Here is a 26,836-nt window from a genome sequence, read left to right on the forward strand (position 1 = left end):
TCAAACGTCAGGCATATGGATTCAGGGATAATTGGTACTTCAAGCTCCGATTATATTTTATTCACGAATCCATCCCGGCATTTCCCGGATGAATCTTTTTAAAACCCAAAGAAAGGTGCCGGCCATGGAAATCAAGCTGCCCTGGGGGCAATCGTTGACAACGCTTCAACTGCCCGATACCTGGCATGTGCACATGCCCGAACGCGTCGACATCTCCGGCCAAAACCGGCAAAGCTGCGCAGACATCGTGGAAGCCGCCCTGGCCAACCCGGAAGGCACCGGCAGCATTTCCGAAAAAAACCTTTCAAACAAGCGCGTCCTGATCATCGTGGATGACAACACCCGCCCCACCCCGGCCCATGAGTTTTTTCACCTGATTTTCCAGCACCTGCAGCAGGCCGGCGCAGATGCCAAAAACATCCATGTCATGCCCGCACTGGGAATTCACACGGCCATGCGCCGGGAAGAAATGGCAGAAAAAATCGGGGAAGAAAATTTAAACAAGATCAACTGGTCCAACCCGGATGCCTTTGATCCGGCCACCCACCATGATTTCGGCACAACTGGCAGGGGCACGCCTGTTCGATTAAACCGGGAAGTGGCCGCAGCAGACCTGATTGTCCTGGTGGGCATGATCGAACCGCACCTGTGGGCCGGATTCGGCGGGGGCATGAAAAACCTGTTTCCCGGCGTGGCCGCGGCAGAGGCCATCGGCGCCCACCACGGCATGATCGCAGAGCCACCATACCTGTTTAACCGGGTGGGAATGGCCCCGGATGAAAACACCTTTCGCCGGGACCTGGAAGAAACAAGGGATCTGGTCCCGGGAGAAATATTTGTTGTCAACGTGTTGCTTGACGAAAATCAGCAGATCGCGGCCGCCTTTGCCGGCGAGGCCCTGGCCGCGCACAGAAAAGGCATTGAATGTAACAAGAACATCGCCGGCATATCCCTGCCGCATCCCATGGACGCGGTGATTGTCAACTCCCACCCCATGGACATCAACTTCAAGCAGAGCATGAAATGCGTCGGCAACGCCCTGCCCGCCCTTGGGCCGGGAGGCGTCATCATGGGTTTTTTAAGGGCTGCCCGGGGCCTTGACGATATCCCCCTGCCCGATAAGCCGCCGCCGCTTTCCGTGCTGCGCACCATCCTGAAACTGGTGGGAAAATCCAATGTAATGGGGTTTTTAAACGTGATGAAAAAGGGGCTGAACGTGGAGGAGCGGTTTCTGACCTATTACTCCATGCGCCTGATCCGGGAATACAGGATGTTTTTTCATGTGCCGTCGCTGTCTGAAAAAGAAATCCGGCATCTCGGGTTTTTCCATGCGTGCGGCCGGCCGCAGGAAGCAATTGACCGGGGGGCTGCCAAACTGAAAAAGGACGCTCACGTGGCCGTGTTCCCCGACGGCGGGGCAACCTTTCCAATCATGAAATAAGGCCGAAAACAGTTTTTAAAGCCGCTCTGAATAAAAAAAACTGTTTCCGGCCACAGAACTTGATGGCATCGTAAAAAATCTGATTTCAGATGGCGACGTAAAAGTTCAAGATCAAGGCTTGCGCAATTTCGAAGAATGCAGCGTACTTAGCCGTACGTGAAATTCTGAGAAATTGCGCGTAACGCAGATATTGGACTTTTTACGGCGCCATCAGAACTTGGGTTCCTGACAACCATCAGGTCATGCAAGCAGCTTTAGAGAATCTCCTGGAGGGTGATCTCAAAGTTGAGATCCTTACCGGCCAGGGGATGGTTGGCGTCCAGGGTGACTTTTTCCTCGCCCACGTTGGTCACCGTGACCGTGACCTTCTGGCCGTCAGGCTGCTGGAGTTCCAGCTGCTGGCCGGGCTCGGGGTCAATGTGTTCCGGAAACTGAGTTTTCTCCACCTCGATGACCATATCATCACGGTACTCGCCGTAGCCCTTTTCCGGGGGAATCGTGGCTTCCTTGGTTTCCTCGGGCTGCATGCCCACAACGGCCTCTTCCACACCGGTGATGATGTTGCCGGAACCAATCTCGAACTCCAGGGGGTCGCGGCCTTCGCTGGAATCAAATACCGAGCCGTCATCGAATTTGCCTTTGTAATGAATCTTGACGGTATCGCCTGATTTCGCTTGTGTCATGAATGCTCCTTTTGATTTGAAAATTAAACAATTCTATATTTTCGTTACCATAAGAAGAATTGGCCGGCTACGCAACCCCTGAAACCGGATTTTTCTTTTCACCAGCAAAACAGTTTCCGAACAACCTTCCAGAATAACGGAAAATACACTTCCACCACCTCCGGATTCCATTGACAGGAAGATTCAATTCAATCATTATTATATTTTCATCACCTGAGACAACAGCCTGTTACGGAGCCGCAAATGGCCGAACCTGACAACACACCCGATCCGACGTCCGGAATACACCGCTTCTTTGACATTCACCCCCCGGTATTCTGGCCCACGGTGATTCTGCTTGTTGTTTTCATCTCCATTACCCTGGGGGTGGGCAAACCCATGGAGCGGATCTTTTCCGCCATCCAGACAAATGTGTCCGATTATTTCGGGTGGTTTCTGATCCTTTCAGTGAACTGCTATCTTTTGATCATGCTCTACATCGCCCTGGGCAAATACGGCAGCATCCGCCTGGGGGGTAAAAACGCAGTTCCGGAGTTTTCCCGCACGGCCTGGTTTGCCATGCTGTTTTCCGCGGGCATGGGCATCGGCATTTTGTTCTGGAGCGTGGCCGAACCCATCTATCATTTCACCAACCCGGATTTCGGCGGGGCCGACAGCATGGAGGCCGCCGGCAATGCCATGCAGGTGACCTTTCTGCACTGGGGACTTCACCCATGGGGCATTTACGCTCTGGTGGGCATGTCTCTTGCCTTTTTCAGCTTTAACCGAAACAAGCCCCTGGCCATCCGCTCGGTTTTTTATCCCCTGCTCGGCGAGCGGGTATACGGCCCCATGGGCGACGCCATTGACGTGCTGGCCGTGCTTTCCACCATGTTTGGCCTGGCCACCTCTCTGGGCTTCGGGGTCCAGCAGATCAATGCCGGGCTGCATTATTTGTTCGGCCTGCCCGATACCATCTACATCCAGATGATTCTTGTGGGCGTGATCACCAGCGCTGCGGCCATGTCCGTGGCCTCGGGCCTCGACCAGGGGGTCAAACGATTGTCCGAGCTCAACATGAACCTGGGTGCCGTGCTTTTGGTTTTTGTGCTCATTGTCGGTCCAACCCTTTTTATCCTGGACACTTATGTTGAAAATATCGGGGTGTATTTGAATGATTTTTTCAAAATCAGCTTCTGGGCCGAGGGCTACCGGCAGTCGGACTGGCAAAACTCCTGGACCATATTTTACTGGTCCTGGTGGATTTCCTGGTCGCCGTTTGTGGGCATGTTCATCGCCCGGATTTCCAGGGGCCGAACCTTGCGCGAATTTGTGCTGAGCGTGCTCATCGTCCCCTCGCTGCTCACGTTTTTATGGCTGACCACTTTCGGCGGCTCCGCCCTGTTTCTGGAGCTTGGCGAAGCGGGAAACATGGCCGCGGCGGTCAAAGAAAATATTGCCATTTCCATCTATGAACTTTTGGGCAACTTCCCGTTTGCCATTGCTGCCAATTTTGCCGCCATCCTGCTGGTGGTCAGCTTTTTTGTCACCTCTTCGGATTCCGGCTCCCTGGTTGTGGATACCTTTACTTCGGGCGGCAAGCTGACGTCTCCGGTGACCCAGCGGATTTTCTGGGCGTTTTTGCAGGGAGCAGTGGCTGCAGTGCTGCTGTTCGGCGGGGGATTGGACGCGCTTCAGACCGCCTCGATCACCACCGGCCTGCCCTTTGCCGTGGTGCTTTTGCTCATGGGCTGGAGTTTGACAAAGGGTCTGGAAAAAGAATACCAGGCCGAGCGCATCCGCGCCCGGGACATGGAGCGGGAAAGCTACCAGCAGCTCATCCAGGATCTGGTCGACAAAAAAGCCGCCGGCAGAGCCGGCTCGGGAAATCAAAACCCGGAGAATCAAAACAGGGAAGGCCAATAAACCATGAAAACCATCAAGCATATTCTGGTTTGTCTGGATTTAACCGATATTGACAAGCATCTGATCCATTACGCATCCCTGGCCGCGCGGGTGTTTCACGCAGAGGCAGTGACATTTATCCACGTGATCCAGGCCTATGATCTTCCCAACAAAAGCAGCAAGTCGTTTCCGGATGTCAAAAGCTCGCTCAATGCCATGATCCGCGATGAACTCGACAACCGAATCGATGAAAAATTCCGCAAAAGCGTCTCAACCCGAATCGAAACCCGGGTGGCCGAAGAAGACGCCGCAGAGGATATTCTGTGCTTTGCCGGAGATATGGATACGGACCTGCTGCTGATAGGACAGAAATACGGCGAAGACCGGCAGAAACGATACGGCGGCGAGCTGTCGGCAAACTCGAAATGCGATATCTTGTTCGTGCCCGAAGACCCGCCCCTGGAAATTGCCCGGGTGTTTTGCGGACTCGACTATTCCAGGGCTTCAAAGGCGGCATTTGACCGTGCCCTGCACCTGCATCACCAGCAAAATGCCCATCTTGTCTGCTATTTCATTCAGGACAGCACCCGCAGCTATTTTCCGGCCTCCACCCGGAAAAGCGCAAGCCAGCACCTCAGCCGGGCCGAAACCCGGCACCAGGAATTCATGGCGGAATTCGGCCTTGAACCAGAGTCCTTTCCGTGCAGAATCGACGCTTCCGAGGATCTCATCAGCGAAGGCGAAAAGCTCTATAATGCCGCAGAAGATGACAATGCGGATCTGATCATCGTGGGAGCAGCCGGGGATACGGCCACAGAAACCTCGCTTTTGGGCAACATCACCGAAACCCTTCGGCGCATGGAAAAAGCTATCCCGGTCATGATCGTCAAAGACCGGGAAAACAAAAAATTTTTCTCAAATCTGCTCTCGTGAAAAAGCGCTCACATCACAAATCTGTCCGGCAGGCCTCGTCTTCGCCCGGGGATTTGCGAAAAAAATAAAATCCCAAAGCAATCAGGGGAATGGCCACGACCAGGCCGAACAGGGGCAGCACGGTAAATCCGATAATCAAAAATACCAGGCCCAGGGCCAGGAAAAAAATGCCAAGCACGCGGCCAAATGTTTTTTCATCCCGGCAGGCCCGGCTCAATTGTGCAAATTTATTCATTTTTACTTCCTCCCGTTGTGGTTGCAGGCGCTGCTGCCAGCGGGGCAGCCGCCAGGCCGTTTCAATCTCTCTTATCTGCAAAGATAATCCCGCGGCGCGCCGCGTCAAGCACCCTGCCGCCAAAAACGCACACAAATCCGCCGGCGGCCCCCACTCTGCGGTTGACGAAAAAGCACAAAATCCTGTATGTTTAAAAAGATATGGCCAATTCAATCATCATCACAATACCGCATTGTTCCGCCAGGGTGCCGGGGGAGATCCGGGAGCAGATGGCGCTTTCCGACGCGGAGATCCAGGATGCAGAGGATTTCGGCACCGCGGAAATCTTTGGGGCCATGCCGGTAAAGACGATTTTGCCGGCCGAATGGAGCCGGCTGGTGGCGGATTTGAACCGGGCGCCCGACAGCCGCGGACCCAAGGGCATCGTGGCGGAAACCGACTACAGGGGCCGGCCGGTGTACCGGCCCGGCCGATACCCGGACGCAGTTGCCGTGGAAGAGCGCATCCGGCAATATTACAACCCCTGGCATGAAAAACTGGCCCGCGCAATATCCGATCCGGATGTCAAATGCCTGTTCGACTGCCATTCCCTAAACGGCACCGCCCCGGCAGACGCCCCGGACGCGGGAGAAAAACGAAAAGACATCATCATCAGCAACAACGGCGACACCAGGGGCAGGCCCCGCCCGGGCCGCGGCCCGGTTTCCTGCCCGGCCGAAACCATGGATCAAATCCGATCGGCCCTGGAAGCAGCCGGATTTTCTGTGGCGGTCAACAACCCCTACCAGGGCGGCTACATCACCGTACACTACGGAAAACAGCTCATGGCCCGCGGCGGATTTGCCGTCCAGATCGAAATGAACCAGGACCTCTACATGCCCCCGGGCGCTCTGAGCCCGAACCCGATAAAACTCACCGAAATCACAAAAAAAATTGAAAAGACAGTGACAAGTGACAGATGGACCAGGTGACAGGTCTTTACGCGTCAATATTCACCTGTCACCCGCAATCTTAAAACTTAACACCTCAACTTTCTGAAAAGCTAAATTCAGTTTACGCTTCTGAAATTAAGCTCGATTTATCACTTGAAAAGTCGAAAAATATGATTGCTGCCCCCATTAGCGCATCCATGATGGCCGGACAGCTTTTTTCGACATCACCCCCGTTTTTTGTACCAGGGCTTTGGCCATCTCGATGATCCGTTGCAAGGCATCGATAAATTTGAGGTTTTCAAGCTCCTTGTTGCAAGTCCTGAACAAATCGCCAAAGGATCTATGGTCAACCTACTGCCGCTGGAACCAGATCAGGATATTGTATCGTGCAAAGACCATGGATGTTTGCCCGATCAGGCCGTCAAAATCCCTGAGCTGGATCTCCTTGACCAGGTTGAGATGCTGCTTGCACATTTTGAAAAAAACCTCAATATCCCACCGTTTGCCGTACAAGCGGATGATTTCTTCATCGGCTATGGCTGTATCCGTGCAAAGTAGCGCAAGCCAGCCGCGTTTTTTGTCGCCCGGGACAAAAATAATTTTGGCATCTTTGCCATCGGGCATTTTGACAACAACGCTGGCCTCAACCCTGGCTTTGCCGCGTTTTTTGCTGAGTTTGCCGTATAGGTCAATGAGAGTTGCGCTTCAACGAACCCAAGAATAATCCATAAAATGGCGAAAAAATACATCTGGTGGCAAACGCCGGACAAGGCCGCTGCCAGACCCCAACGCGTGATTGCACAGGTGATGAATATCGGTGATTTCAGCGATGTTCAGGTGCTTGATGAAGAACTGGGAGAAGATTGTTTAAAAGATACCCTGAAAACCGTAGAGGCCGGCCAGTTCAATGAACGATCCTGGACTTATTGGCACTATCGTCTGGGCCTTTCCGGACCCGGCCATGCCCCGCCCCTGCCTGTGCGAAAACTTCAATGACAGCATCCTTCAAACCCCGGTCCGAAATACTGCCCTTTGCCCAAAAGCGGTTGTGGCCCTCTCTGGGCTTTACCCGGGAAAACGGCTTTGTCCTTTACGGCGGCATCGCCTTTGCGTTGCGGCCACCGTATTTCCGTGGACTTTGATTTTTTCTCCGACCGGCCCCTTAATAAAACCCTGATATACACTCACCTGCCTTTGAATAATAACGCCGTTGTTCTGCAGGAAGAGCCCCACACCCTGACACTGCTCTTGGATTCCGGCCAACCCGGAGAAAATGATGTCAAGGTATCGTTTTTCGGAACAATCGGAATCGGACGGATCAATGATCCGGATATCACAGATGACGGCATTCTGCAGGTGGCGTCAATGAATGATTTGTTGGCCACCAAGCTCAAAGTGATTCTCCAGCGGATCGAAACAAAGGATTATCGGGATATTGCCGTCCTGATCAACGCCGGAGCAAGCCTGCCCAAAGGCATTGCAGCCGCCCGCCTGATGTATGGGCTACAGTTCCAGCCCATGGAAAGCCTCAAAGCCTTGACGCACTTCAAAGGCGGCGACCTGGAAACGCTCGCAAACGAAGAAAAAAAATTTCCTTATCCGCGCCGCCGGCAAGGTGCGAACCCTGCCGGAAATCAAAATTCTCTCCCATTGTCTTGCGCTGCCTTAATCGCGGGGCGACACCCGGTTGACCGGATTTTGGGCCGGGTCTTCAAACCACTGGAAATATTTTTCCGCACATTGGATGCCTTCTTTTATCAGGGCCTCTTTTTTTTCATCTGACAGTTCAAAATCCGTGGTTCCGACATCCAGGGTGTTGATGTAAAGGGTGCGCTGCCAGTCGTCGCTGTGCAGATGCTGGTTTTCCTGCACCTGCATTACAGCCGATATCAGCGCGCGGGCATACTGAGTGAAATTTTTAATCTCCCGGCCCGGCCGTGGCTCGTCATAGCGGAAAATTGCGATTTCCTCGGATCGATCAAGCCGCATGCCAAGGGTCTGGCAGTTGTAGACATAGGGGCTGCGCTCCGGTCTTTCAAGGAGAAAGCCCGCATTTTCACGATTGTAATAATCGGTGTGCCGGGCGGCTTCAGCCTCGTTTGCCATGTCAACATACTTCTGCCGGTCAAAAAGCTTGACCGGGTAGTTTCGCATCACGCCCCCGTCAACATAGACATTGTTTCGCTGTCCGCGGCGCACGGCGGCAAAAAACAGCGGTATGGACATGCTGATGCGCAAGGCCTCGACCAAGGACATGTCCGGAAATCGCTCCAGGGAAAACACCTCTGAATAACCCGTGGAAAGATTGGTGCCGATCACATACAGATCCGGGCCGCCCGCTGCTTTTAAGTCCGCGAAGGTGGCCCCAGCGCTGCCCAGCCGGTCTTTGACCAGCCTTCCGATCCAGTCGGAGAAAAAATCACCCCTGTGCCATCCGAAATTTTTCGCCAGCCGGCGAATATCGCGGATCACGCCGAAAGAATCATCCATGAATTTTTTGAAATCAGTTGAATGCAGGATCTGACGCTGGGTGCGGATGTCGTATCCCAGGGCGAATATCAGGGCGTTTATGGCACCAGCACTTGCGCCCCCTACCCGCTGAATGCCGTCGAGCAATCCCCGCTGGGTCAGCACCTGCATGGCCCCGATATAAGCAATCCCCTTTACGCCCCCGCCTTCAAAAATCAAATTCCGAAATTGTGATGCCATGGCCGTCTCCTTTGATCTCCAAAGATTGTCAATCAACGGGGGAAGCTGAAACGGGCAGCGGCAAAGCATGCCCCTGCCGGCTTGTCCCCCGGGCTTCAAAAATTGGACGCATTATACAGATCCGGAAAATAATAGGGCAGCACGTGGATGGGCAGGCCTATGACAAGGGGCGCCCGGTGGGAGGCGGAGACGAGCAGGCCTTCATCGAGCAAAACAGCCACGATGCGGCGGGCGTTTCGCTGGCTCATGTTTAAAATCTCCCCTGCCCGGCCCCGCAGGATGCGTCCGCGCATGAATGCAGCACGCAGCAGCCGGGCCGCCTCCGGGCGCAGCGGATGCTGCGAATCCCTGGACCGCATATTCACGTACCAATCGATTCGGGCTTCGATCTGATCCAGGCGCAGCAGCTTTTCCATAAACCCGATCTGATCCAGGCAGGTGAGCAGAAAAAACCGGCAGAAATCCGCCAGCATCTCCTCGGAAAAACAGCCCGGGTCCTTGTGGTTTTGGGCGGGTGAATCCGCGGCCCACAGCTCCATCATGTAGCGCTGCTTCTGCCGGGACAGGCCCCGGGACAAAGACCAGAGATTGCTCTGGTTCACCCCGGACCGGGCAAGGTAGAGGCCTGAAAAAAGCCGGGCCACCCGGCCATTTCCGTCCCGGAACGGATGCAGCCAGGTCAGTCGGTGGTGGCTGGCGGCCATGGCAATGAGGCGCTCATCTCCGTGAAACCGATTTGGGTCGTATTTTTCGGCAAATGTCTTCATCAGGCCGGGCAAGTGCAAAAACCCGGGGCCGTGGGGGGTTCGGCCGTCCACGGACACATTGACATCGCGCAATTGACCGGGCTGAACCGGAATATCGGAAAACCCCGCCGGAGTGTGGGCAAACCGGTGCTCACGCGGAAGGTGCGCGTAAAAGGCGGCGTGCAGTTGCGACAGAAACTCCGGCGTGCAGATGTTTGGCGGCTCCTGTGTCTGCACTGCTTGCATGAAGGCTTTTTCGGTCTCCACGTGGGCAGCGCACAGCTGCTGGGCGTATTTTTTTTCCGGGTCATCCCGGAAATGCTGCTGCAGGGCCATTTCAATATCCGGAATGGTGGTTTTGTGACCCTCGATGAGGTTGCTGTAATAGCTGTTGATCAGCCGAAGGTGCCAGCCAAGGGCATCTGCGGTCTCCCGGGCCAGCCGCCCTTCCAGGGCTGCAGACGCAGAGGCGGCCTGCTGGGCCAGGTCCTTTAATGGGCCGATAAAGGACCTGCCAGGCAGGTAGGGACGCAAAAAAAGGGTGTTTTTGACCGGTTTGCTGTCCGGTTTGGGTTCTTTCATAATAATCCTTAATTACAGGATTATTTTTGTTTTTACAAGGGGTTTTATAAAAATTTACAAATAAATCTGGCCGGTTCGAAACCGGGAGGAACTCAGCTCCCGGCAGCCACGATGTGGACAAAAATCCGTTTGTGATTATGTATTTTTAATAACGATCCCTGTTCGGTTCCGCACAAAAAAGCGACAGCACCGGATAGGTAAAAATTAAACAAAAATGGGGGCTTGAAATGACGATGAAAAAACTGTGTGGTGTATTGTTTGTATTGGTATTTATGTTTGGCATATGGGGTTGCGGGGGAGATGAGCAGGAAACAACGACAAAAGACATCCAGCAGGAAACACAGGATGTAAAAGAGGAAGCCGGAGAGGCTATGAGTGCCATGACGGATAAAGCCAAAGAGAAAAAAGATGAGTACATGGCACAAATGAAGGAGAAATTGTCAGAGTATGATCAAAAAATCGACGCACTTCAGGACGATATTTCAGCAAAATCAGAAGACTGGTCCGATGAATCAAAGGAACAGGCAAATGACGCACTGGAAAAACTGAAAGAGCAAAGAGATGCAGTGGAAAATCAGATGGAAGACCTAAAAGCGGCCAGCGCTGACACCTGGGCTGACATGCAGGAAAACATGGCCGCCTCAATGGAAGAACTTGCAGCTTCATACGAGGCTGCAAAGAAGAAAACCTCCGACATGCTCTCCCCCGGAGAGTAAGGGGTGAACCGTTAAAAGGATAGTCAAAATCGGGGACAGTACTTGAAGCAAGGATACTGCCCCCGATTTTTTTGTTTTACTGCTGCAGATCGTCCACCATTCTGGCGGTTTCCACAAAAAAGGGCTCGGTGAAGCGGGTTTTGATTGTCAACATGGATTTGACAAGGTTTTTGTCAAGCTCGCTGGTGGCCAGGATGTATTCAAACTTGCCTGCGGCTTCCAGTCTTTCCCGGAATTTCTGCTCCCCGCCGGCTGATTCCATGAGAAACATGGCAAAATTGTTCACGGTTTTGACCACCTCGTCCATGTTGAGATAAAAAATGTTTCTTTTGCCCGTGATGCTTTCCTTTAACTGGCCATCTGCCAGGCCGGCGGCAAAGCCCTGGTCCTTTTTGCCGTCAAGGGCTTTTTCATACAGGGGTTTTCCCGATGCGATCATGAACTTATTGTCATCAATGCCCATATAAACCTGTGTGACGCCGGCATTGATCACATAGGCATCGGTTCCGCCCATCTGCCGGCGGCTGATCATGGCCTGCTTGTCCTGAGGCAGGAGCTTGATGAGCTTTTCAATGACGTTTTCCATGACCCCTTCGTCTTTGACCCCGGCTGTGAAAAGCGCGTTGTAGTTCATCAGGGTGATGCTGGCACCGTCATACAGGGCCAGGTTCATGCTGCCGCTAAGATTGTCGAGCAATTCGGTCTCCGGATCAATGCCGCTGTTTTGCTCAAACTCCTTCATGCGGCCGGCAACCGTAGCAGACTGTTCCGGGGGGATCATGTCGGTGATCATTTCATAGTACTGCCGCATGTCCACACCAAAGGAAAGCAGCAGGGCCGCGGGATCGGCAATGCTTAAAATCTTGTCCCGGTTTATCCGGTCCGGGCTCCAGACCTTTTTGATATCCGCATCCGGCACCAGCGAGACAATGGTGTCCAGGGTAAAATCCGGGGTGCCAAACTCCGCGGTCATGGTTCCGGCGGAATACTGCTTAAGGGTTTGGAGCATGTCCTGGGTTTCGGCTGCGGAATCCGACCCGCTGGCCGCGGCCTGCCGAATCTGGTCAGCATTGGCTTCCACCATGTCGGCGATATTGAAATAAGCCGCCAGTCCCCGGGTAAAATCCGTATCTGCGGCCACTTCTTGAAAGGCCTGGGCATCGGCCAGCGAGGTGCTGCTTCCCATTGCCGAATCCAGGAAGGCCTGGGGATCGTTATCTGAATTCACTGCCATGTAAAGATACTCGTCTTTGACCGCCATGGCCCCTTCTGCCTCCGGGTAGCGCCACTTGAGGTATGACCGGCCGTTTTTTTCGGCTTCAGCGACAACCACATTTTCTTTCTCAAGCGCTGAGCGGAGGGTATTCATGGCGGCCTCACCGTCTGATACCGGCAGCAGGGCCAGGATATCAAAATCAGTCTGCCGGCTGTCAGCGGCATTCACCTGTAAGTTGGAAATCGCCAGGCAAATGGGTTGGGCCGTGTCAAACCCGGCCTGGCCGACCTCCTGGAGATCCAGCAGGTTAAATCCAAGGGCTGCGTTCATCCGGTCAATCTCTTTTTGCTCCACGGAAACGCCCAGAACAGAATTCTGCGAGACAGCCAACTGCCCATACAGGGTTTCCAAGCCTTCGAATTTGACCAGCACCTGGGTGTTTTCCGGCACCCTATTGAGCATCGGCAACTGCTCTGCTGCAGGGGCAAGCCCGGCTGACGACTTGTCATCGCCATTCCCGGAACAGGCAGCTATGGCCAGCATTGAAATAATTAGAACAACACATGCCAGTATCCGTGTTTTTTTCATGATTTGTCTCCACACAACGGGGTTAAAAGTTTTTGATTGCCGGGCATACCCATAGCACACTCCTCCCCCTAAACAAACAACAGAATCCGGCAAATATTGTGTCTGCTTTCTATAATCCAGCCCTGGCCTTGGCTTTGAGGCGATAGGCGTGAAGCAGGGGTTCAGTGTAGCCGTTTGTCTGGTCCCGGCCTTTGAAGATCAAGTCGCAGGCGGCCTGAAATGCCAGACTGTTGTCAAAGTCTTTTGACATGGGGATATATCCGGGGTCATCCGCGTTCTGCCGGTCCACCACCTCGGCCATGCGTTTGAGGGTTTCCATGACCTGGTCTTTGGTGCAGATGCCGTGATAGATCCAGTTGCAGATATGCTGGGATGAAATCCGCAGGGTGGCGCGATCTTCCATCAGGCCCACGTCCCGGATGTCCGGAACCTTGGAGCAGCCCACGCCCTGATCAATCCAGCGCACCACGTAGCCGAGGATGCCCTGGCAGTTGTTGTCCAGCTCCTGTTTGATTTCATCGGCGCTCAGCGCGTCCGGGTCGTCCATCAGCGGCAGGGTCAGCAGATCGTCCATGGATGCGCGCCGCTTTCCGGCCAGTTCCTGCTGGCGGGCGTCCACATTGACCCGGTGATAATGAATGGCGTGCAAAGTGGCGGCCGTGGGAGACGGCACCCAGGCGCAGCTGGCCCCGGCCTCGGGATGGCCGATCTTGGCGTCCATCATGTCGGCCATCTTATCGGGCATGGCCCACATGCCCTTGCCGATCTGGGCGCGGCCCCGCAGGCCGGCAGCCAGACCCACATCCACGTTCCAGTCCTCATAGGCCGTCATCCAGGCTGCCTGCTTCATTTCCCCTTTCCGGATCATGGGGCCGGCTTCCATGGAGGTATGGATTTCGTCTCCGGTGCGGTCCAGAAATCCCGTGTTGATGAAAATGATCCGGTCTTTTACCGCGCGGATGCACTCTTTGAGGTTGACCGTGGTGCGGCGCTCCTCGTCCATAACCCCCACCTTGAGGGTGTTGCGCGCCAGGCCCAGGGCGTCTTCAATGCGGGCAAACAGGTCATCGGTAAATGCGGTCTCGTCTGCGCCGTGCAGCTTGGGCTTGACAATGTAGATGCTGCCGGTTTTGCTGTTTTGAAACCGGGTGTTGCCCTTGAGATCGTGGATGGCGATCAGCGCGGTGATCATGCCGTCCATGATCCCTTCAAACACCTCGTTGCCCTGTTGGTCCAAAATGGCGCTGTTTGTCATGAGATGCCCCACGTTTCGCACGAGCATGAGGCTGCGGCCCGGAAGGCCAAAGGAATTTCCCAGGGCATCGGTATAATTCCGGTTCGGGTTCATTTTTCGGGTGATGGTTTTACCGCCCTTTTCAAAGCTTTCCTCCAGATCCCCCTTTGTCAGGCCCAGCCAGTTGCGGTAAATGGCGGTTTTGTCGGCTGCATCGGCGGCCGCCACCGAGTCTTCAAAATCAACGATTGTGGTCAGAGCTCCTTCCAGGATCACATCCCTGACATGGGCGGCATCGGTTTTGCCCACGGGATCGGCCGGGTCAATGGCGATTTCCATATGCATGCCGTTTTTGACAAGCAAGACGCCATCGGGCCGCTCCGGCGTTCCCCTGTAGCCGGCGAACTGGGACGGGTCCTGCAGGCCGGTTTTACTGCCGTCTTTGAACCCGACGGCCAGCTTTCCGCCGTCAATGCGGTATTCGGCGGCATCGGCCTGGCTGCCCTGCTCCAGGGGGGCGGACTGGTCCAGCACGGCCCGGGCATAGGCAATGACTTTTTCGCCCCGCACGGGATTGTATTGGGTGCCTTTGTGGGCCCCGCCTTCTTCCGGGATCACATCTGATCCGTAAAGCGCGTCATAAAGGCTTCCCCAGCGGGCATTGGCCGCGTTTAGGGAAAACCGGGCATTGGATGCCGGAACCACGAGCTGGGGGCCGGCCACCTGGGCGATTTCCGGGTCCACGTTTTGCGTGGCAGCCTGAAAATCCGTGCCTTCGGACTCAAGATAGCCGACTTCGCGCAAAAACATCTTGTATTCGGCCATATCAAAAGACCCGCCTTTGTGCTGCTGGTACCAGTCGTCCAGAGCGGCCCGGAGTTGGTCGCGTTTTTCCAGAAGCTCCCGGTTTCTGGGGGCCATGTCCGCCACAATGCCGCCAAGGGCGGACCAGAAATCATCGGGTTTGATTCCGGTGCCGTCAATGGCCTCATTGTTTATAAAATCATACAAAACCCGGGCAACCTGGAGGCCGCCTGCATTTACCCTTTCAGTCATGGCAACTCCTCTTGTTTGAATCTGATAAACACATTGCTGAGCGTTTCCTGCACAAACGCCGATTCTTGATGGCGCCGTAAACAGTTCAAGATCAAGGCTTGCGCAATTTCGAAGAATGCAGCGTACTTATCCGTACGTGAAATTCTGAGAAATTGCGCGTAACGCAGATATTGGACATTTACGGCGCCATCATTCTTATTTTTTGAGAAACCCGGCAATGGCTTCTCCGATAGCTTCCGGCGAATCTTCCTGGATAAAATGAAGCCCCTTGACTGTAACCTCCTGCTGCTCGGGCCATGAACGGCAGTATTCCCGCTGCCCGCCGGTGAGTATCATCCCGGGATTTGCATTGATAAAAAGCTTTGGCACACTGGCGGTCTCCAGCCATTTGCCGTAATCCGAGACAATTTCGACCACATCCGGAGGATCGCCGTATATAGGGATTTCTCTTGGCCAGGTCAGCGTCGGGCGTCTGTCCTCGCCCGGGTTGAAAAAGGGGCGGCGGTATTCGGCCATTTCTGCCGGGCTCAGATTGCGCTGGATGGAGGCGGGAAGAATTTTTTCCACAAATGCGTTGTTTTTCAAAACAATTTCCTCTCCCTGCTCAGACCGTAACCGCTTGAACATGTTCCGGGCACTATCCGGCCAGTCCGACCAGTTCAGGGGTTGGACAATGGCTTCCATGTAAACGATTGCCCGCACACTTTCTGGATGCCGGCGGCTCCAGTCAAAGCCCAGGGCAGAGCCCCAGTCATGGATCACAAAAACCACGTTTTGATCAATTCCCATTTGCGCCAGAAATTCATCGAGAAATCTGCGGTGTTCAACAAACCGGTAGGCGCCCGGTCCTGACTCCTCCAGCTTTTCCGAATCGCCCATTCCGATCAGATCCGGGGCAATGCATCTGCCCAAAGGCGTCACAAAGGGAATCACGTTGCGCCACAAATACGACGAGGTGGGATTTCCGTGCAGAAACACGATCGGATCGCCCTGCCCCTCGTCCACATAGGCCATGTTGCGGCCCAAAACCTGGATTGTTTTTTTGGTGTAATGCTGTTCCGACAAAACCATTGTTAACCTCCGGGTCTTGTATGGATTGGCAACTGACTGCGCGTTTTGGACAACATATGTTTGGTGCGGTTACCTACATAAAATAACCTTTTGCGCCGGAATGACAAACAAGGTTTCCCGGCAGGGCCAGACCGCCATTTTAGGCCGGGAGATGAGACAACCAAGGCATCGGCATAAGCAAGGCATCCGTACAACCAGGGCATAGGCAGCTTGTTCCGGTTTTCGCATGGGGCGGGGCGGGTGTGGTTTGTTTGTCTGCGGCGTGCTTTCGGCGATCGTCCCGGGACTTTGGCTGGAATTTACAAACTCGGGCTGATCGCCCTCAGACAGTTTGAAATTCCGGACGCCAAAGCCCCGGGCCGATCTTTGCCGAAACCGCGCCAATGCAGCCAAACAAACCACCCCCGCCCCGCCCCATGACCAACGTACTGGAAATATGCGGCAGCAAATATTATCGGATACCGGTCTGAGGCTGGTGGAGCCGGGAGGGTATTTCCGAGGTGATTTGCAGAGTGATCGAATTCGGATGTGGGCCCCAAGGAAGCCCGAAGGGCGGGGCGGGTTTTTGAAGCGACATTGAGAATTTTTGCGAAAAATTTACAAACTGTTTGAGGCCGTAAGGCCGGGTTTGTAAATTTCGGAAAAGGCATTGGGTCAATCCGCAAAAAGGCTCAGGAGCAAAAAAACCCGCCCCCGACCGCAGGGCTTCCTTCCTCCGAATCAGCACATTCATTGCAGTTGGAACAATTGGTTGATTTCCTGCGGGAACTCGACGCCCTGTAATCAACAGAGGCGGGCAAAGGCTGAAAGGATGGCTGCGGCCTCCGGGGTCGGGGCCACGGTCTGCACAAGCCGGTCCGGGTTTTGGCCTTCCTGGATGAGTTCCCGGGCCTGTTTTTGGATATAGGCGCGCATGATATCAGCTGAAAATTCCGGGTGAAACTGCACGCCCCAGGCACGGGACCCGATGCGGAAGGCGTGATACGGGTCGTGATCGCTTTGGGCCAGGTGCACCGCCCCTGGCGGCAATTTCAGCACGGTCTGGGAATGGGTGGCATGGGCGAAAAAACGCTGCGGTACTGCGGAAAAAAGCGGATCTGATCCGGCCGTACCGGGAAAAACCCTGAGTTCCACCGTGCCCACTTCCCTGCCCTGCGGATGATAACCGGCCTTGCCGCCCGCGGCCCGGGCCAGCAGATGATGGCCGTAGCAGATGCCCAAAACCGGGACCCCGGCATGCAGCATCTCCTTTAGCCAGTTTTCCGTGCCAACGCTCCATTGCGCTTCATCCGTAGCCATGGCATGCGAGCCGGTGAGCACCGCACCGGCGCATTTTTCCGGCGCCGGAAGCCCCTGGCCGTTTTTGGCGTCCACAATGCGGACAAACGCCCCGGGCGCATCCAGACCGTTTTGGGTCCAGTATTCAAAATCCCCGAACCGGGCCTTCATGTCCGCATACGTGGTACCCAGCTTTATGATGCAGAGTTTTTTCATGTCCATGCTCTCCGCTCCGGTTCTGCCCCTTGTTTTTGCGGGACTGCAGAAACTGTAAATAAAACCGGCACAGGTCCCTGTCAACCATGGGGGCGTTGTTTTTTTTGGCCAGGTCGCGGACCCGGGCGGCAAATTCTGATGCCAGCCCGGGCTCGAGTTCTATTGCGTGTTTTGCAGGGGCGGCAGCACACTGGGGACCACGTTTAAGCGCCAGTACAGGTCCTCGCGGAAATTTCCCTGTCTGACCTCCTCAAACAGGCTGCGGTTGGTGGCGGCCACCACGCGCACGTCAGCGCCGATGGGCATAGATCCGGTCCACGGTGAGCACCCCGAAAGTTTCCTTTTCAATGGCCACCGGGATACACAAAAATGAAATGCCGTTTTTCCGGGGCCGGGAATGGGTCTTGTTTAAAAATCCCGGGGCATCGCCGATGTTGGGGACAAACATGGGCTGGCCCGACTCGATGACCTTCCCCACGATGCCCTCGCCGATGCGATACTTGCCCCGGCGGATCTCGGCCCGGCTTAAGCCGTAGGCGGCCACGATGCGGATTTCAGCATTTACCGGATCAAGCAGAAACACGCATCCGCGCTGCATCTCAAGCTTTGATGCCAGAATTTCCATGGCCGCATACAGGTTCTGCTCCAGGTCAAAGGAGCTGGTCAGCACCCGGCTGACCTCCAGAATAGAGGCCAGTTCCTGATTTTTGCGCAACAATATCTTCAAGATGCTGCCACTTTCCTTTTTTACATTTATGAACGGTTTTGCTGAAAAACCCTCGCATCACTTTCCATACATGCAAAAAACATACCCGATTGACTCGAACGTGCCACCTTGATTATTGTGGCCCAAAAGCCCACAACAGCCACCTGATATCCATTGCGGTCAGGACTCAGGAATTTCAGATCATTCTTTTATTCTGTCTCGGCCCACCTCATGATGGCAAATGAAAATAAGCTCAAAACAGCAAAGCCAGTCATTAACGGCAATATAGTGCCATTATAGCACAGGCCGATAAATGCGCCGGGAGGCACGGCTATAAGCGTCGATAATGACCCGACCACGGCTGAAGCTGTCCCGGCTACCTGCCCAAGCGGCTTCATTGCAATGGCATTCAGGTTGCCGAATAAAATGCCAACACAGAAAAAGATGATCATAAAGAAGGCCATAAACATCCATAATGGCGAAACACCGCCCATTGCGCAAATCACACCAACATAAACCATTGACAGCGTAAAAAGACCCACCATAGCCCGTTTCGTAAGGGTCCGCATGCCATGGCGCATAACGATGCGGGAATTGAGAAGTGACGCACAGCCGAGGGACAACGATAGAATGGCAAAGAAAAGCGAAAACAAGCGCCCGACCCCATATACATCCTGAAAGATCTGCTGGGCGGAATTGAGGTAGCCGAAAAACGCTCCCATTACAAGGCCCGCCATGATTGTATAGCCCAGCGTCACTCGCGTACTGCAGACGAGGACAAATGCCCCGGCGATTTCCCGTAAAGAAAAAGCAATTCTATTGCGTGGCAGCAAGGTTTCCGGCTGTCGCCGCGCAAACCAGATCAAGGCGATGAGCATCAGTGCGAGAAGCGATGCGAAGATGGCTCGCCAACCGGCGACCAAGGCGATCCCCTGCCCAATAAGGGGGGCAAAAGCCGGTATGATAATGAAAACTGACATGACGATCGACATCATCCTTGCCATGGCCCGGCCCTCGTACTGATCCCGGATCAGTGCGAGAACAACCGTGCGCGGCCCGGATATTCCGACCCCCTGCACGACCCGCCCGGCCAGCATGGTCGGTAATCCGACGCTGAAAAAACAAAGCAGGCAACCCGCCATGAAAATAAAAGCACTCAATGTCAGCACGGATTTGCGCCCCATGCTGTCTGACAGGGGACCGAAGACCAATTGTCCTGTTGCCAGACCGAATATCAGCGCCGGTATGATCAGCTGAATGTCATTGGCTTGCTGCACGTTTAGGTCCCTGGCGATTTCGGGAAACACCGGCAGCATGGTGTCGATCGACAACGCCGGCAGGGAGATCAAAAGCACCATCAACAGGATCGATTCGACAAACCCGGTGCGGGGCATTTCTGTTCCAGCTTCCGGGGATTTAATACTTTCCGTCATTTTCCAACGCCGCATATCCCCGGCGTGCCCATCCTTCGGCCGCCGGCAAGTATAATTTTACAATTTATCAAATGAGTTCAAATGAGTTGCCCGGATATGGGCTGCCTGGATTCCGGGAACCGCAAATGATGGACAAAAATATCCTGAAACTCGCTATCGCTTCCAAGATCAATGGTTTCAATTTTTGCTGCCATCCGGATGGATTGGTCTATGTAGCGTTTATCACAAAGTGCCATTACAGCGCCGGAACCGGCAGCATTTCCGACTGCTTCAATTTTATCGCGCTCGATTGCCGGTATCATTCCTATCCGGAGCAGATCCGACCTGTCGAGGTAGGACCCAAATGCTCCGGCGATAATGATTTTTACGGGTTTTTTCAAATCGGCCTTTCTCAGCAATAGGTCTATGCCACTGATCAAAGCGGACTTTCCCAGTTGCACCGACCGGATATCCTTCTGGCTGATGTAAACGGACGATTGGTCCTGATCGGGATTTGCCGGAATAACATCATATCTGTCCTTGCCGGAAACAAACCCGCCGGCCGGATTAATTATTTTTTTTTCAAACATTTGGGCCACTGCGCTGATCACACCGGCACCACAGAGGCCGGCGGGTTTTGCCTTCATTCCTTTTTCAGGCCCAATTACCGAAAAACCGGATACTTTCTGGTCCGCTCCGATGACAACGGCATTGACGGCACCGGCAATGGCCTGCATGCCACAGGACAAAGACGCCCCCTCGAACGCGGGACCAATAGCACAGGAGGCGGCATAAATCCGATTTTTGGTCTTGAGCATCAATTCACCGTTGGTGCCCAGATCAATCAGCAGCGTCCCGTCAGGCTGATTTTCAAAATCAACTGCCTGGGCGCCTGCAAGGATATCCCCACCGATAAAGCCCGACACCTGGGGAAGCGTATCTACATTCCCTTCTATTGTTTCAAACCCCAGCCGACCGGCAATAAAGGACGAGGCGTCTTTAAATTCCGGCTGATACGGCGGTATCCCAATGGGACGGGGATCTACCCCTGCGAGAATGTGCACCATGGTAGGGTTGCCCACGCATACCATTTTGGAAACAAGGCCCAGTGCTTGCCTGCAACGGGAAAGGAGAGATCTCATCCCCCATTCAATGCTCCGGATAACCAGCGCCTGAAGTCTTTCGAGATTTCCGGTTTCTTCACCGATAAAGGCAATGCGACTCATCGTGTCATCCCCGTAGAGGGCCTGCGGATTCTTCATAGCCATGGAAGCAATGACTTCACGCTTTGCGGCATTGCACAGATAAATTGCAATGGTGGTGGTGCCCAGGTCGACAGCGATGCCGAAGGAATCGGCAGCGGACGCATTGTTTTCCCCTTTCGTGAATTCGGCAGGGGAAAAGACCGGGGCCTTGTCCATGGCACGGGATGAGAGCGTTGATGGGGCCGGAATTTCAATGGTCATGTCTTTTTCAATGGTATGCAGGCAAGCGTGGATCGTTTCCCTGGCACCGCCATCTGAAATTTTAAAAACCCGGCATTTTCCGCAACGACCATTGCCGCCACAGTCCGATCGTAAAAAAATCCCGTGATGCATCAAGCATTCAAGAAGCGAGAGGCCCTGAACTGCACGGATGTGCCTGCCTTGAGGCAAAATTCGGATCAGATGATCGTTGCTATCCATATGCCTTCCTCTACTTTCCATCCACAAAAAGGAGGATGTGGTGATTTGTACGGTGCTGCCTGGACCCTCAGGTACTGATCGCCGCCCATCATATTCCAGCCTGAGAAGCAAATTGGGTGCCATTTCTTAAGCTTTGCGTTCAGGCCCTGCCCAACCCACGTCCTGGCATGGGCCGGGCCAAACCACTTACGCCCATGCATTACGAGGAGATATAATTTTACGATATTTCGTAAAATTATATCGTTCTACTTTTTTTGCTATACGATATAACATACCGAAATATTAAATTATTATACATCCTATCGAAGTGGCATGCCTTTTGCGATTCTGCAGAATAATGTTTTCGAAGCAGAACAGGTTTTTTATAAGAAGTTCCCACAATCAAGTGAGTCTTTGACGCAAAAAGGTGGAGGAACATTGAATGGAACAGAACAAGAAAGGCCTTAGAAGGTCCATAATCAATCTCTACGGGTTGCCTTCATTTGGATTTCAACTCTTTGTGAACATGGAAGTATTTTTCTTTGCGGCATTTCTGACCGACTATGCAAAGATCCCCGTAGCCATTGCCGGCACCGTGCTCATGGTCACCAGCATCTTTGATATTGCCTGGGTGCCTACGGCCGGTGTGATCCTCGAAAAAAGCAGCATGCGCTGGGGCCGGTACCGCTCCTGGCTCCTGATCGGCCCGCCGCTGGCTTCTTTTTTCTTTGTTCTTCAGTTTTTTAAAATCGGTGATCCCGTCACGAACGCCATTCTGATTTCCATCGGCTTTATTGTTTCCCATCTGATCTGGAACATCTTTTATGCCGCCCATATCGCCATGAACAACTCCATGACCATGGTACGTGAAGACCGGATCTCAATGGCTTCCAACCGGGGAATGTTCAATGCCCTTGGTGCAATCGGCTTTTCCCTGCTTGGCGCAAAGTCCATTCAGGTGCTGGGAGGAGGAGAAAATCCGGCTTTGGGAAGCACCCTGACGGTGATCATTTCGGCCATCCTGATGATTCTTTGCTACTGGACACTCTTTGTCATGACAAAAGAGTATGCCTACCACCCCCCGGCTTCCGGGGAAGCGGCGGAGAAAGATAAAATGAGCATCGGTGAAATGCTCAAACAGATCGTTCTGAACCCTCCCCTGATCGGTTTGATGCTGGCGGAACTCGGCCGCTATCTGGGCCGGTTCGTCATCTTCGGCATGGCGTTTTACTACTTCAAATACGTGCTCAGCAATCTGGCTGTGATCTCCATCTTTTTTACCGGTCTTAACATCGTCTGTTTTTTCGGTGCAATTGCCACGGCCCCTCTGGCCAAAAAATTCGGGGAACGAAACATCTATATTCTCTCACTGGCCCTTTTTATAACCGGGTTGTTGGCCGTATGGGCCCTGCCGATGAATTACGTCTCCTTTATGATCGTGATGTTTGTCGCCTACCTCGGCTACGGTATGCCCGATGCCCTGGGCGTTGCCATGTATTCAGCCACAGTCGATTACGGGGAATGGAAAACAGGTAAAAACGCCCGTGGATTCATCATGTCCCTGATCAGCTTCCCTATCAAAACCGCCATATTTGTCAGAAGCGTTGTGATTACCGTTGTACTGGCATCTGCCGGGTACGTGGTGGACATGGCGCCAACACCGGAACTGATTTCCGGCATCAAAACCGGAATCGCGCTGGTGCCTGCCCTGTTTATCGGTGCCGGCTTGTTGATTATTCTGCTGCTTTACCGGATCACGCCGGAAAAACAGGAACAAATGCAAAACGAAATTGCAATGCGGGCAACGCCTTACACCACCGGCAGTGCTCAGTCCCCGGAAGGCATGAAAGACGCGCTTAAATCGTGATGTTTCCGGAAAAAAGCAGAGGCTTTTGGATACATAGTCCTCTTGCAGGGACCCATTTTAAAAATAGCGCCTTGCAATGGGAGGACACAGTCAATCAACCCAATAACATCAAGGAGTCAAAATGAATTTATTCAAAATCCGTTATTCTTCAAATTCCTGGTTCCTTTTAGCCGCGCTCATCGCTTTATTACTCGTCCTATTGCCATGCTTTGTGCCCGAAAAAGCATCTGCCTTCAGCCTGGAAGTCAAAAATACGCAGGTGACGCTGGGTGGGTACGCAAAACTTCTGGGCAACTATGACATCAACGGGACACTGAACAACAACAGGGACCACCCAACGGACGGCGATATTATCAATGCCTACGATACGCCTCTGGACGGCACGTACTATGCCGACAAGGAAGATTTCAGCATGACCGCCAGGGAAAGCCGGCTTTATCTGAAAACAGTGACCCCGAGCGATATCGGTCAGATCACCGCCTACGTGGAAGGAGATTTCAATGGAGATGTCGGCGGCTCCGGCACCTGGTCCAACAGCAGAGCATTTAGATTGCGGCACGCATACGGAAAGGCAACCTTTGGAAATAACAGCATTCTGGCTGGCCAGTGTTGGACAACTTTCATGGACTTTGCGGCTGCCGTCCCTGTAATGGATCTTTCCGGCGACCCCGGCCAACCCTTTGTTCGGCAGCCCCAGGTGCGGTTTACGCACAGTTTTGACAAAGGTCATTACCTGGCCCTGGCCATTGAAAACCCGGACCGCGGGTTAACGGCAAACGGCAACGGTCCGCTCATTGCCAACCCGGGCAATTCAAATGAAACCCTGCCGGATGTCATTGTCAAGTATTTCTGGAGCATCAAGAATTTTCATCTTTCCCCCAAGCTGCTGATCCGGCGTTTTGAATTAAATGATGAAAGCACGGTGGCTTACGGCGCCTCTCTGACCTCGCACATCGAGTTCGGAAAAGGCCACAAAATCTATCTCGGACTGACTTACGGAGATGGTGTCGGCCGGTACGGGGGGCTGGGGCTCAACGGCGGCGCCGGACTAACCGCCAGCGGTGAGATTGAAACCGTCGAATTTAGCAGTATCAACGCGGGTGTGACGATTAATTTGCGGCACGACCTGGCCTGGACGGTGGGGTGCGGATTTTCGAAAAATGATGACAAGGCCTACACTGGCTCGGACGCGGTTCTCACCGCCAATGCCAACAAGGAAGCATTTGGCTGGCACACCAACCTGAAATGGAAAATCACCCCGACCATTGAATACGCCGCCGGCGTCATCGGAATGTCTCAGGAAGTCATGGACGGTCGCGACGGAGATATGTATCGCGTTCAGAATTACATAAAATACACTTTTTAAGTATCGCCAACAATACGTATCAAATGCCGCCGGGGGCGTCCTGCCCCCCGGCGGCCGGGACGGATATGCAAAGAAAACGATTTAGCCTTTAATGGAAGAACACATATGAATGATCCCAGGCATTATCTCGACAATGAAAAAATGAGCCGTCTTCAGATCACTGTGGTCGCCATCACGATCATGCTCAATGCCATTGACGGGTTCGACGTCTTGTCCATCAGTTTTGCCGCACCGGGTATTGCCAATGAGTGGGGCATTCCCCGGGCTAGTTTGGGTGTTGTCATGGCTATGGAACTGATCGGTATGGCCATTGGCTCCTTTTTCCTCGGCGGGGTGGCCGACAAGTTCGGCAGGCGGCCCACAGTTCTGGGCTGCCTGATTACCATGTCCGCAGGGATGTTCCTGGTGACCACTGCCACCAGTGCCATACAATTGTCTGTCTGGCGGATCATGGTGGGCCTTGGTATCGGCGGCATTCTGTCTTGTGTCAATGCGGTGGTGGCGGAATTTTCCAATATACAACGTCGGGGGATGTGCATTTCATTGATGGTCATCGGCTACCCTTTAGGCGGCACTTTCGGGGGCATGATCGCCTCCCACCTGCTCCAGGCCCACGACTGGCGGGCCATATTCTACTTCGGTGCTGCGGTAACCGGTATCCTGGTGCCTGTAGTATACTTCCTCGTGCCCGAATCCGTGCACTGGCTGGTGAATAAGCGGCCCAAGGGGGCATTGGAAAAGATCAATGCCGGACTGGCAAGAATGAAGTTCCCGGCCATTGAAAAACTGCCCGAAAGACAGGAGACGGAGAGGAAAAAGCCCCTTTCCAGCATTTTCTCCCGGTCCATTTTTCCGGTGACCCTGATTCTGACCATGGCCTATTTTCTGCATATCACCACCTTTTACTTCATTCTCAAGTGGTCTCCCAAGGTTGTGGCCGACATGGGGTTTTCTCCTGCCCTTGCCGGCGGTGTACTGGTTTGGGCCAGTATGGGCGGAGCCCTTGGCGGGGCAGCTTTCGGGTGGCTGACCACACGGATCTCATTGAAAAAGCTAACCGTGCTGATCATGGTGCTCACATCAGTATTTGTGTCTGTATTCGGCCGGACCGGCGCGGATCTTTCCCAGATCAAGCTGTTGGCAGCGTTTGCGGGTTTTTTCGCAAATGCCGGCATTTCCGGTCTTTATTCGCTCCTTGCCGTTGCCTTCCCTACGGATGTCAGGGCCACAGGCACCGGGTTTGTCATCGGCGTTGGACGGGCCGGCGCGGTGCTCTCGCCTATCCTGGCCGGCGTTTTTTTACAATTCGGAGCGAAACTTCCCAGCGTTGCCCTGGCGATGAGCCTGGGATCCTTGCTGGCCGCCCTGCTGATCTTTTTTCCAAAGACGCTTTCGGCCAACCATGAGGCTGCCGGCAAAACGGTATGATTTCCTGCATGTTGAAGGCCTGTTCATCCAATTCATTATACCCGGGAGGCAAATTTAAAAGTGATTATTATCGGAGAAAAAATAAACGGGGCGATTCCTTCTGTTTCAGAGGCAATCGCGAACAAAGACGGCGATTTTATAAAGGACCTGGCCAGAAAGCAGGCCGATGCCGGGGCTCATTTCATTGATGTCTGCGCATCCACCGAGGTGGCTGTGGAGCTTGAAACCATGAAGTGGCTGATCGACCTGGTTCAGGAGGCAACGGAGGTCCCCATTGCCGTGGACAGTCCCAGCGCGCAGATCTGTGCTGAATCCATCCAGCTGTGCAACAAGCCCGGCCTGGTCAACTCCGTGTCCATGGAAGGCGATAAAATCGAGGTCATCTTTCCTGAAATCGCCGGGACCGAATGGGAAGTTGTCGCTCTTTTAAGCGATGACGAAGGCATCCCCCAAACCGAAGAACGGCGCATGCAGGTGTTTGCCGACATCATGGAAAAAGCGGAAAAATACGGCATCGATCCCTCGCGCCTTCACGTCGATCCCCTTGTAGAGATGCTGTGCACATCCGAGGACGGTATCAACACGGTGCTGCAAGTCATAAGAAACATGAAAGCACAATACCCGTCCATTCACGTTACAGGCGGTGCGAGCAATATCTCGTTTAACCTGCCAGCCAGAAAATTTGTCAACCAGGCATTTCTTGTCCTTGCCATGGGAGCCGGTATGGACAGCGCTATTATTAACCCGCTGCACAAACACATGATGGGACTGATCTATGCCACGGAAGCCCTGAAAGGCAATGACGAGTACTGCATTGAATACATCAATGCCTACAGGGAAAGGTTTTTCGGGCCTGTAAAATAGGTAATGATC

General features: G+C 53.7%; 23 protein-coding genes and 2 pseudogenes. 11 read left to right on the forward strand and 14 right to left on the reverse strand.

The window, feature by feature from the left end; translation table 11 throughout:
- The first annotated feature begins 88 nt into the window (after window positions 1–88).
- On the forward strand, window positions 89–1,441 hold the full coding sequence (locus HNR65_RS15935; RefSeq protein ID WP_232364811.1) for a lactate racemase domain-containing protein: 1,353 nt from the start codon (window positions 89–91) through the stop codon (window positions 1,439–1,441).
- Window positions 1,442–1,695: 254 nt separating this feature from the next.
- Here the strand turns inward: HNR65_RS15935 and HNR65_RS15940 are convergent, their stop codons facing one another.
- Window positions 1,696–2,124 (reverse strand): FKBP-type peptidyl-prolyl cis-trans isomerase, encoded by a 429-nt coding sequence (locus HNR65_RS15940; protein WP_181552525.1) that lies wholly within the window; start codon window positions 2,122–2,124, stop codon window positions 1,696–1,698.
- Between the two features lie 243 nt (window positions 2,125–2,367).
- On the opposite strand from HNR65_RS15940, the gene HNR65_RS15945 reads away from it, so the two are divergent.
- Both HNR65_RS15945 and HNR65_RS15950 read left to right on the forward strand, forming a co-directional pair.
- Window positions 2,368–4,029, forward strand: a complete 1,662-nt coding sequence (locus HNR65_RS15945; RefSeq protein WP_181552526.1) for a BCCT family transporter — start codon at window positions 2,368–2,370, stop codon at window positions 4,027–4,029.
- A gap of 3 nt (window positions 4,030–4,032) precedes the next feature.
- Window positions 4,033–4,941 carry a universal stress protein gene (locus HNR65_RS15950; protein ID WP_181552527.1) on the forward strand — a complete coding sequence of 303 codons (909 nt, stop codon included), beginning with the start codon at window positions 4,033–4,035 and terminating at the stop codon, window positions 4,939–4,941.
- A gap of 13 nt (window positions 4,942–4,954) precedes the next feature.
- Here HNR65_RS15950 and HNR65_RS15955 read toward each other — a convergent pair whose 3' ends face one another.
- On the reverse strand, window positions 4,955–5,176 hold the full coding sequence (locus tag HNR65_RS15955) for a hypothetical protein (RefSeq protein ID WP_181552528.1): 222 nt from the start codon (window positions 5,174–5,176) through the stop codon (window positions 4,955–4,957).
- Between the two features lie 200 nt (window positions 5,177–5,376).
- On the opposite strand from HNR65_RS15955, the gene HNR65_RS15960 reads away from it, so the two are divergent.
- A complete protein-coding gene (locus HNR65_RS15960; protein WP_181552529.1) occupies window positions 5,377–6,147 on the forward strand; it encodes an N-formylglutamate amidohydrolase in 771 nt (256 codons plus the stop codon).
- 82 nt (window positions 6,148–6,229) lie between these two features.
- Here HNR65_RS15960 and HNR65_RS18320 read toward each other — a convergent pair.
- Window positions 6,230–6,804: pseudogene (locus tag HNR65_RS18320) on the reverse strand (transposase); the annotation flags it as partial.
- A gap of 36 nt (window positions 6,805–6,840) precedes the next feature.
- Between HNR65_RS18320 and HNR65_RS15970 the strand changes: the two are divergent.
- The gene (locus tag HNR65_RS15970) at window positions 6,841–7,104 is read left to right on the forward strand and encodes a hypothetical protein (RefSeq protein WP_181552531.1); all 264 of its coding nucleotides are present in this window, start codon (window positions 6,841–6,843) and stop codon (window positions 7,102–7,104) included.
- 111 nt (window positions 7,105–7,215) lie between these two features.
- A complete protein-coding gene (locus HNR65_RS18225; protein ID WP_492207457.1) occupies window positions 7,216–7,890 on the forward strand; it encodes a nucleotidyl transferase AbiEii/AbiGii toxin family protein in 675 nt (224 codons plus the stop codon).
- Here the strand turns inward: HNR65_RS18225 and HNR65_RS15980 are convergent.
- Window positions 7,774–8,817, reverse strand: coding sequence for a patatin-like phospholipase family protein (locus HNR65_RS15980; protein ID WP_181552532.1), 1,044 nt, complete (start codon window positions 8,815–8,817; stop codon window positions 7,774–7,776). The two genes, HNR65_RS18225 and HNR65_RS15980, sit on opposite strands and share 117 nt — an antisense overlap.
- A 95-nt stretch (window positions 8,818–8,912) precedes the next feature.
- Entirely contained in the window at window positions 8,913–10,145 is a 1,233-nt protein-coding gene (locus HNR65_RS15985) for a Fic family protein (protein WP_181552533.1), read from the reverse strand.
- A gap of 227 nt (window positions 10,146–10,372) precedes the next feature.
- On the opposite strand from HNR65_RS15985, the gene HNR65_RS15990 reads away from it, so the two are divergent.
- On the forward strand, window positions 10,373–10,861 hold the full coding sequence (locus HNR65_RS15990; RefSeq protein WP_181552534.1) for a sll1863 family stress response protein: 489 nt from the start codon (window positions 10,373–10,375) through the stop codon (window positions 10,859–10,861).
- 76 nt (window positions 10,862–10,937) lie between these two features.
- Here the strand turns inward: HNR65_RS15990 and HNR65_RS15995 are convergent, their stop codons facing one another.
- The 9 genes and pseudogenes from HNR65_RS15995 to HNR65_RS18290 all read right to left on the reverse strand — a co-directional run.
- Window positions 10,938–12,665 carry a DUF3352 domain-containing protein gene (locus tag HNR65_RS15995; protein WP_181552535.1) on the reverse strand — a complete coding sequence of 576 codons (1,728 nt, stop codon included), beginning with the start codon at window positions 12,663–12,665 and terminating at the stop codon, window positions 10,938–10,940.
- A 109-nt stretch (window positions 12,666–12,774) separates the two neighbouring features.
- A complete protein-coding gene (locus HNR65_RS16000; protein ID WP_181552536.1) occupies window positions 12,775–14,955 on the reverse strand; it encodes a malate synthase G in 2,181 nt (726 codons plus the stop codon).
- Between the two features lie 195 nt (window positions 14,956–15,150).
- Complete coding sequence (locus tag HNR65_RS16005) at window positions 15,151–16,026, reverse strand: haloalkane dehalogenase (RefSeq protein WP_181552537.1); 876 nt, start codon at window positions 16,024–16,026, stop codon at window positions 15,151–15,153.
- A 783-nt stretch (window positions 16,027–16,809) separates the two neighbouring features.
- Complete coding sequence (locus tag HNR65_RS16010) at window positions 16,810–17,526, reverse strand: glutamine amidotransferase (protein ID WP_220128418.1); 717 nt, start codon at window positions 17,524–17,526, stop codon at window positions 16,810–16,812.
- Window positions 17,527–17,679: 153 nt separating this feature from the next.
- The gene (locus HNR65_RS16015) at window positions 17,680–17,826 is read right to left on the reverse strand and encodes a sigma 54-interacting transcriptional regulator (protein ID WP_181552538.1); all 147 of its coding nucleotides are present in this window, start codon (window positions 17,824–17,826) and stop codon (window positions 17,680–17,682) included.
- Window positions 17,810–18,247, reverse strand: a complete 438-nt coding sequence (locus tag HNR65_RS18065; protein ID WP_181552539.1) for a GAF domain-containing protein — start codon at window positions 18,245–18,247, stop codon at window positions 17,810–17,812. The genes HNR65_RS16015 and HNR65_RS18065 overlap by 17 nt, the downstream gene beginning before the upstream one ends.
- A 188-nt stretch (window positions 18,248–18,435) precedes the next feature.
- Complete coding sequence (locus tag HNR65_RS16025) at window positions 18,436–19,659, reverse strand: multidrug effflux MFS transporter (protein WP_220128419.1); 1,224 nt, start codon at window positions 19,657–19,659, stop codon at window positions 18,436–18,438.
- A 77-nt stretch (window positions 19,660–19,736) separates the two neighbouring features.
- On the reverse strand, window positions 19,737–21,104 hold the full coding sequence (locus tag HNR65_RS16030) for an ASKHA domain-containing protein (RefSeq protein ID WP_232364812.1): 1,368 nt from the start codon (window positions 21,102–21,104) through the stop codon (window positions 19,737–19,739).
- 75 nt (window positions 21,105–21,179) lie between these two features.
- Window positions 21,180–21,446: pseudogene (locus tag HNR65_RS18290) on the reverse strand (hypothetical protein); the annotation flags it as partial.
- A 298-nt stretch (window positions 21,447–21,744) separates the two neighbouring features.
- Between HNR65_RS18290 and HNR65_RS16035 the strand changes: the two are divergent.
- From HNR65_RS16035 to HNR65_RS16050, 4 genes are all read left to right on the forward strand, one after another.
- Entirely contained in the window at window positions 21,745–23,169 is a 1,425-nt protein-coding gene (locus HNR65_RS16035) for an MFS transporter (RefSeq protein WP_181552541.1), read from the forward strand.
- Between the two features lie 211 nt (window positions 23,170–23,380).
- Window positions 23,381–24,535, forward strand: coding sequence for a DcaP family trimeric outer membrane transporter (locus HNR65_RS16040; RefSeq protein WP_181552542.1), 1,155 nt, complete (start codon window positions 23,381–23,383; stop codon window positions 24,533–24,535).
- A 105-nt stretch (window positions 24,536–24,640) separates the two neighbouring features.
- Window positions 24,641–25,963: an MFS transporter gene (locus HNR65_RS16045; RefSeq protein ID WP_220128420.1), complete on the forward strand. Its 1,323-nt coding sequence runs from the start codon at window positions 24,641–24,643 to the stop codon at window positions 25,961–25,963.
- Between the two features lie 60 nt (window positions 25,964–26,023).
- On the forward strand, window positions 26,024–26,827 hold the full coding sequence (locus HNR65_RS16050) for a methyltetrahydrofolate cobalamin methyltransferase (RefSeq protein WP_181552543.1): 804 nt from the start codon (window positions 26,024–26,026) through the stop codon (window positions 26,825–26,827).
- The last annotated feature ends 9 nt before the right edge of the window (window positions 26,828–26,836 follow it).

Source organism: Desulfosalsimonas propionicica (genome assembly GCF_013761005.1).
GTDB lineage: Bacteria > Desulfobacterota > Desulfobacteria > Desulfobacterales > Desulfosalsimonadaceae > Desulfosalsimonas > Desulfosalsimonas propionicica.

What these genes read in the sequence shown, in the direction of transcription:
- HNR65_RS15980 (WP_181552532.1), bottom strand. Translation starts at nt 8,817, where the DNA reads ATGGCATCACAATTTCGGAATTTGATTTTTGAAGGCGGGGGCGTAAAG.
- HNR65_RS16045 (WP_220128420.1), top strand. Translation starts at nt 24,641, where the DNA reads ATGAATGATCCCAGGCATTATCTCGACAATGAAAAAATGAGCCGTCTT.
- HNR65_RS15995 (WP_181552535.1), bottom strand. Translation starts at nt 12,665, where the DNA reads ATGAAAAAAACACGGATACTGGCATGTGTTGTTCTAATTATTTCAATG.
- HNR65_RS15985 (WP_181552533.1), bottom strand. Translation starts at nt 10,145, where the DNA reads ATGAAAGAACCCAAACCGGACAGCAAACCGGTCAAAAACACCCTTTTT.
- HNR65_RS15945 (WP_181552526.1), top strand. Translation starts at nt 2,368, where the DNA reads ATGGCCGAACCTGACAACACACCCGATCCGACGTCCGGAATACACCGC.
- HNR65_RS16035 (WP_181552541.1), top strand. Translation starts at nt 21,745, where the DNA reads ATGGAACAGAACAAGAAAGGCCTTAGAAGGTCCATAATCAATCTCTAC.
- HNR65_RS15970 (WP_181552531.1), top strand. Translation starts at nt 6,841, where the DNA reads ATGGCGAAAAAATACATCTGGTGGCAAACGCCGGACAAGGCCGCTGCC.
- HNR65_RS16005 (WP_181552537.1), bottom strand. Translation starts at nt 16,026, where the DNA reads ATGGTTTTGTCGGAACAGCATTACACCAAAAAAACAATCCAGGTTTTG.
- HNR65_RS16010 (WP_220128418.1), bottom strand. Translation starts at nt 17,526, where the DNA reads ATGGACATGAAAAAACTCTGCATCATAAAGCTGGGTACCACGTATGCG.
- HNR65_RS15960 (WP_181552529.1), top strand. Translation starts at nt 5,377, where the DNA reads ATGGCCAATTCAATCATCATCACAATACCGCATTGTTCCGCCAGGGTG.
- HNR65_RS15950 (WP_181552527.1), top strand. Translation starts at nt 4,033, where the DNA reads ATGAAAACCATCAAGCATATTCTGGTTTGTCTGGATTTAACCGATATT.
- HNR65_RS15955 (WP_181552528.1), bottom strand. Translation starts at nt 5,176, where the DNA reads ATGAATAAATTTGCACAATTGAGCCGGGCCTGCCGGGATGAAAAAACA.
- HNR65_RS15990 (WP_181552534.1), top strand. Translation starts at nt 10,373, where the DNA reads ATGACGATGAAAAAACTGTGTGGTGTATTGTTTGTATTGGTATTTATG.
- HNR65_RS16015 (WP_181552538.1), bottom strand. Translation starts at nt 17,826, where the DNA reads ATGCCCATCGGCGCTGACGTGCGCGTGGTGGCCGCCACCAACCGCAGC.
- HNR65_RS15935 (WP_232364811.1), top strand. Translation starts at nt 89, where the DNA reads ATGAATCTTTTTAAAACCCAAAGAAAGGTGCCGGCCATGGAAATCAAG.
- HNR65_RS16025 (WP_220128419.1), bottom strand. Translation starts at nt 19,659, where the DNA reads ATGACGGAAAGTATTAAATCCCCGGAAGCTGGAACAGAAATGCCCCGC.
- HNR65_RS15940 (WP_181552525.1), bottom strand. Translation starts at nt 2,124, where the DNA reads ATGACACAAGCGAAATCAGGCGATACCGTCAAGATTCATTACAAAGGC.
- HNR65_RS16030 (WP_232364812.1), bottom strand. Translation starts at nt 21,104, where the DNA reads ATGACCATTGAAATTCCGGCCCCATCAACGCTCTCATCCCGTGCCATG.
- HNR65_RS16000 (WP_181552536.1), bottom strand. Translation starts at nt 14,955, where the DNA reads ATGACTGAAAGGGTAAATGCAGGCGGCCTCCAGGTTGCCCGGGTTTTG.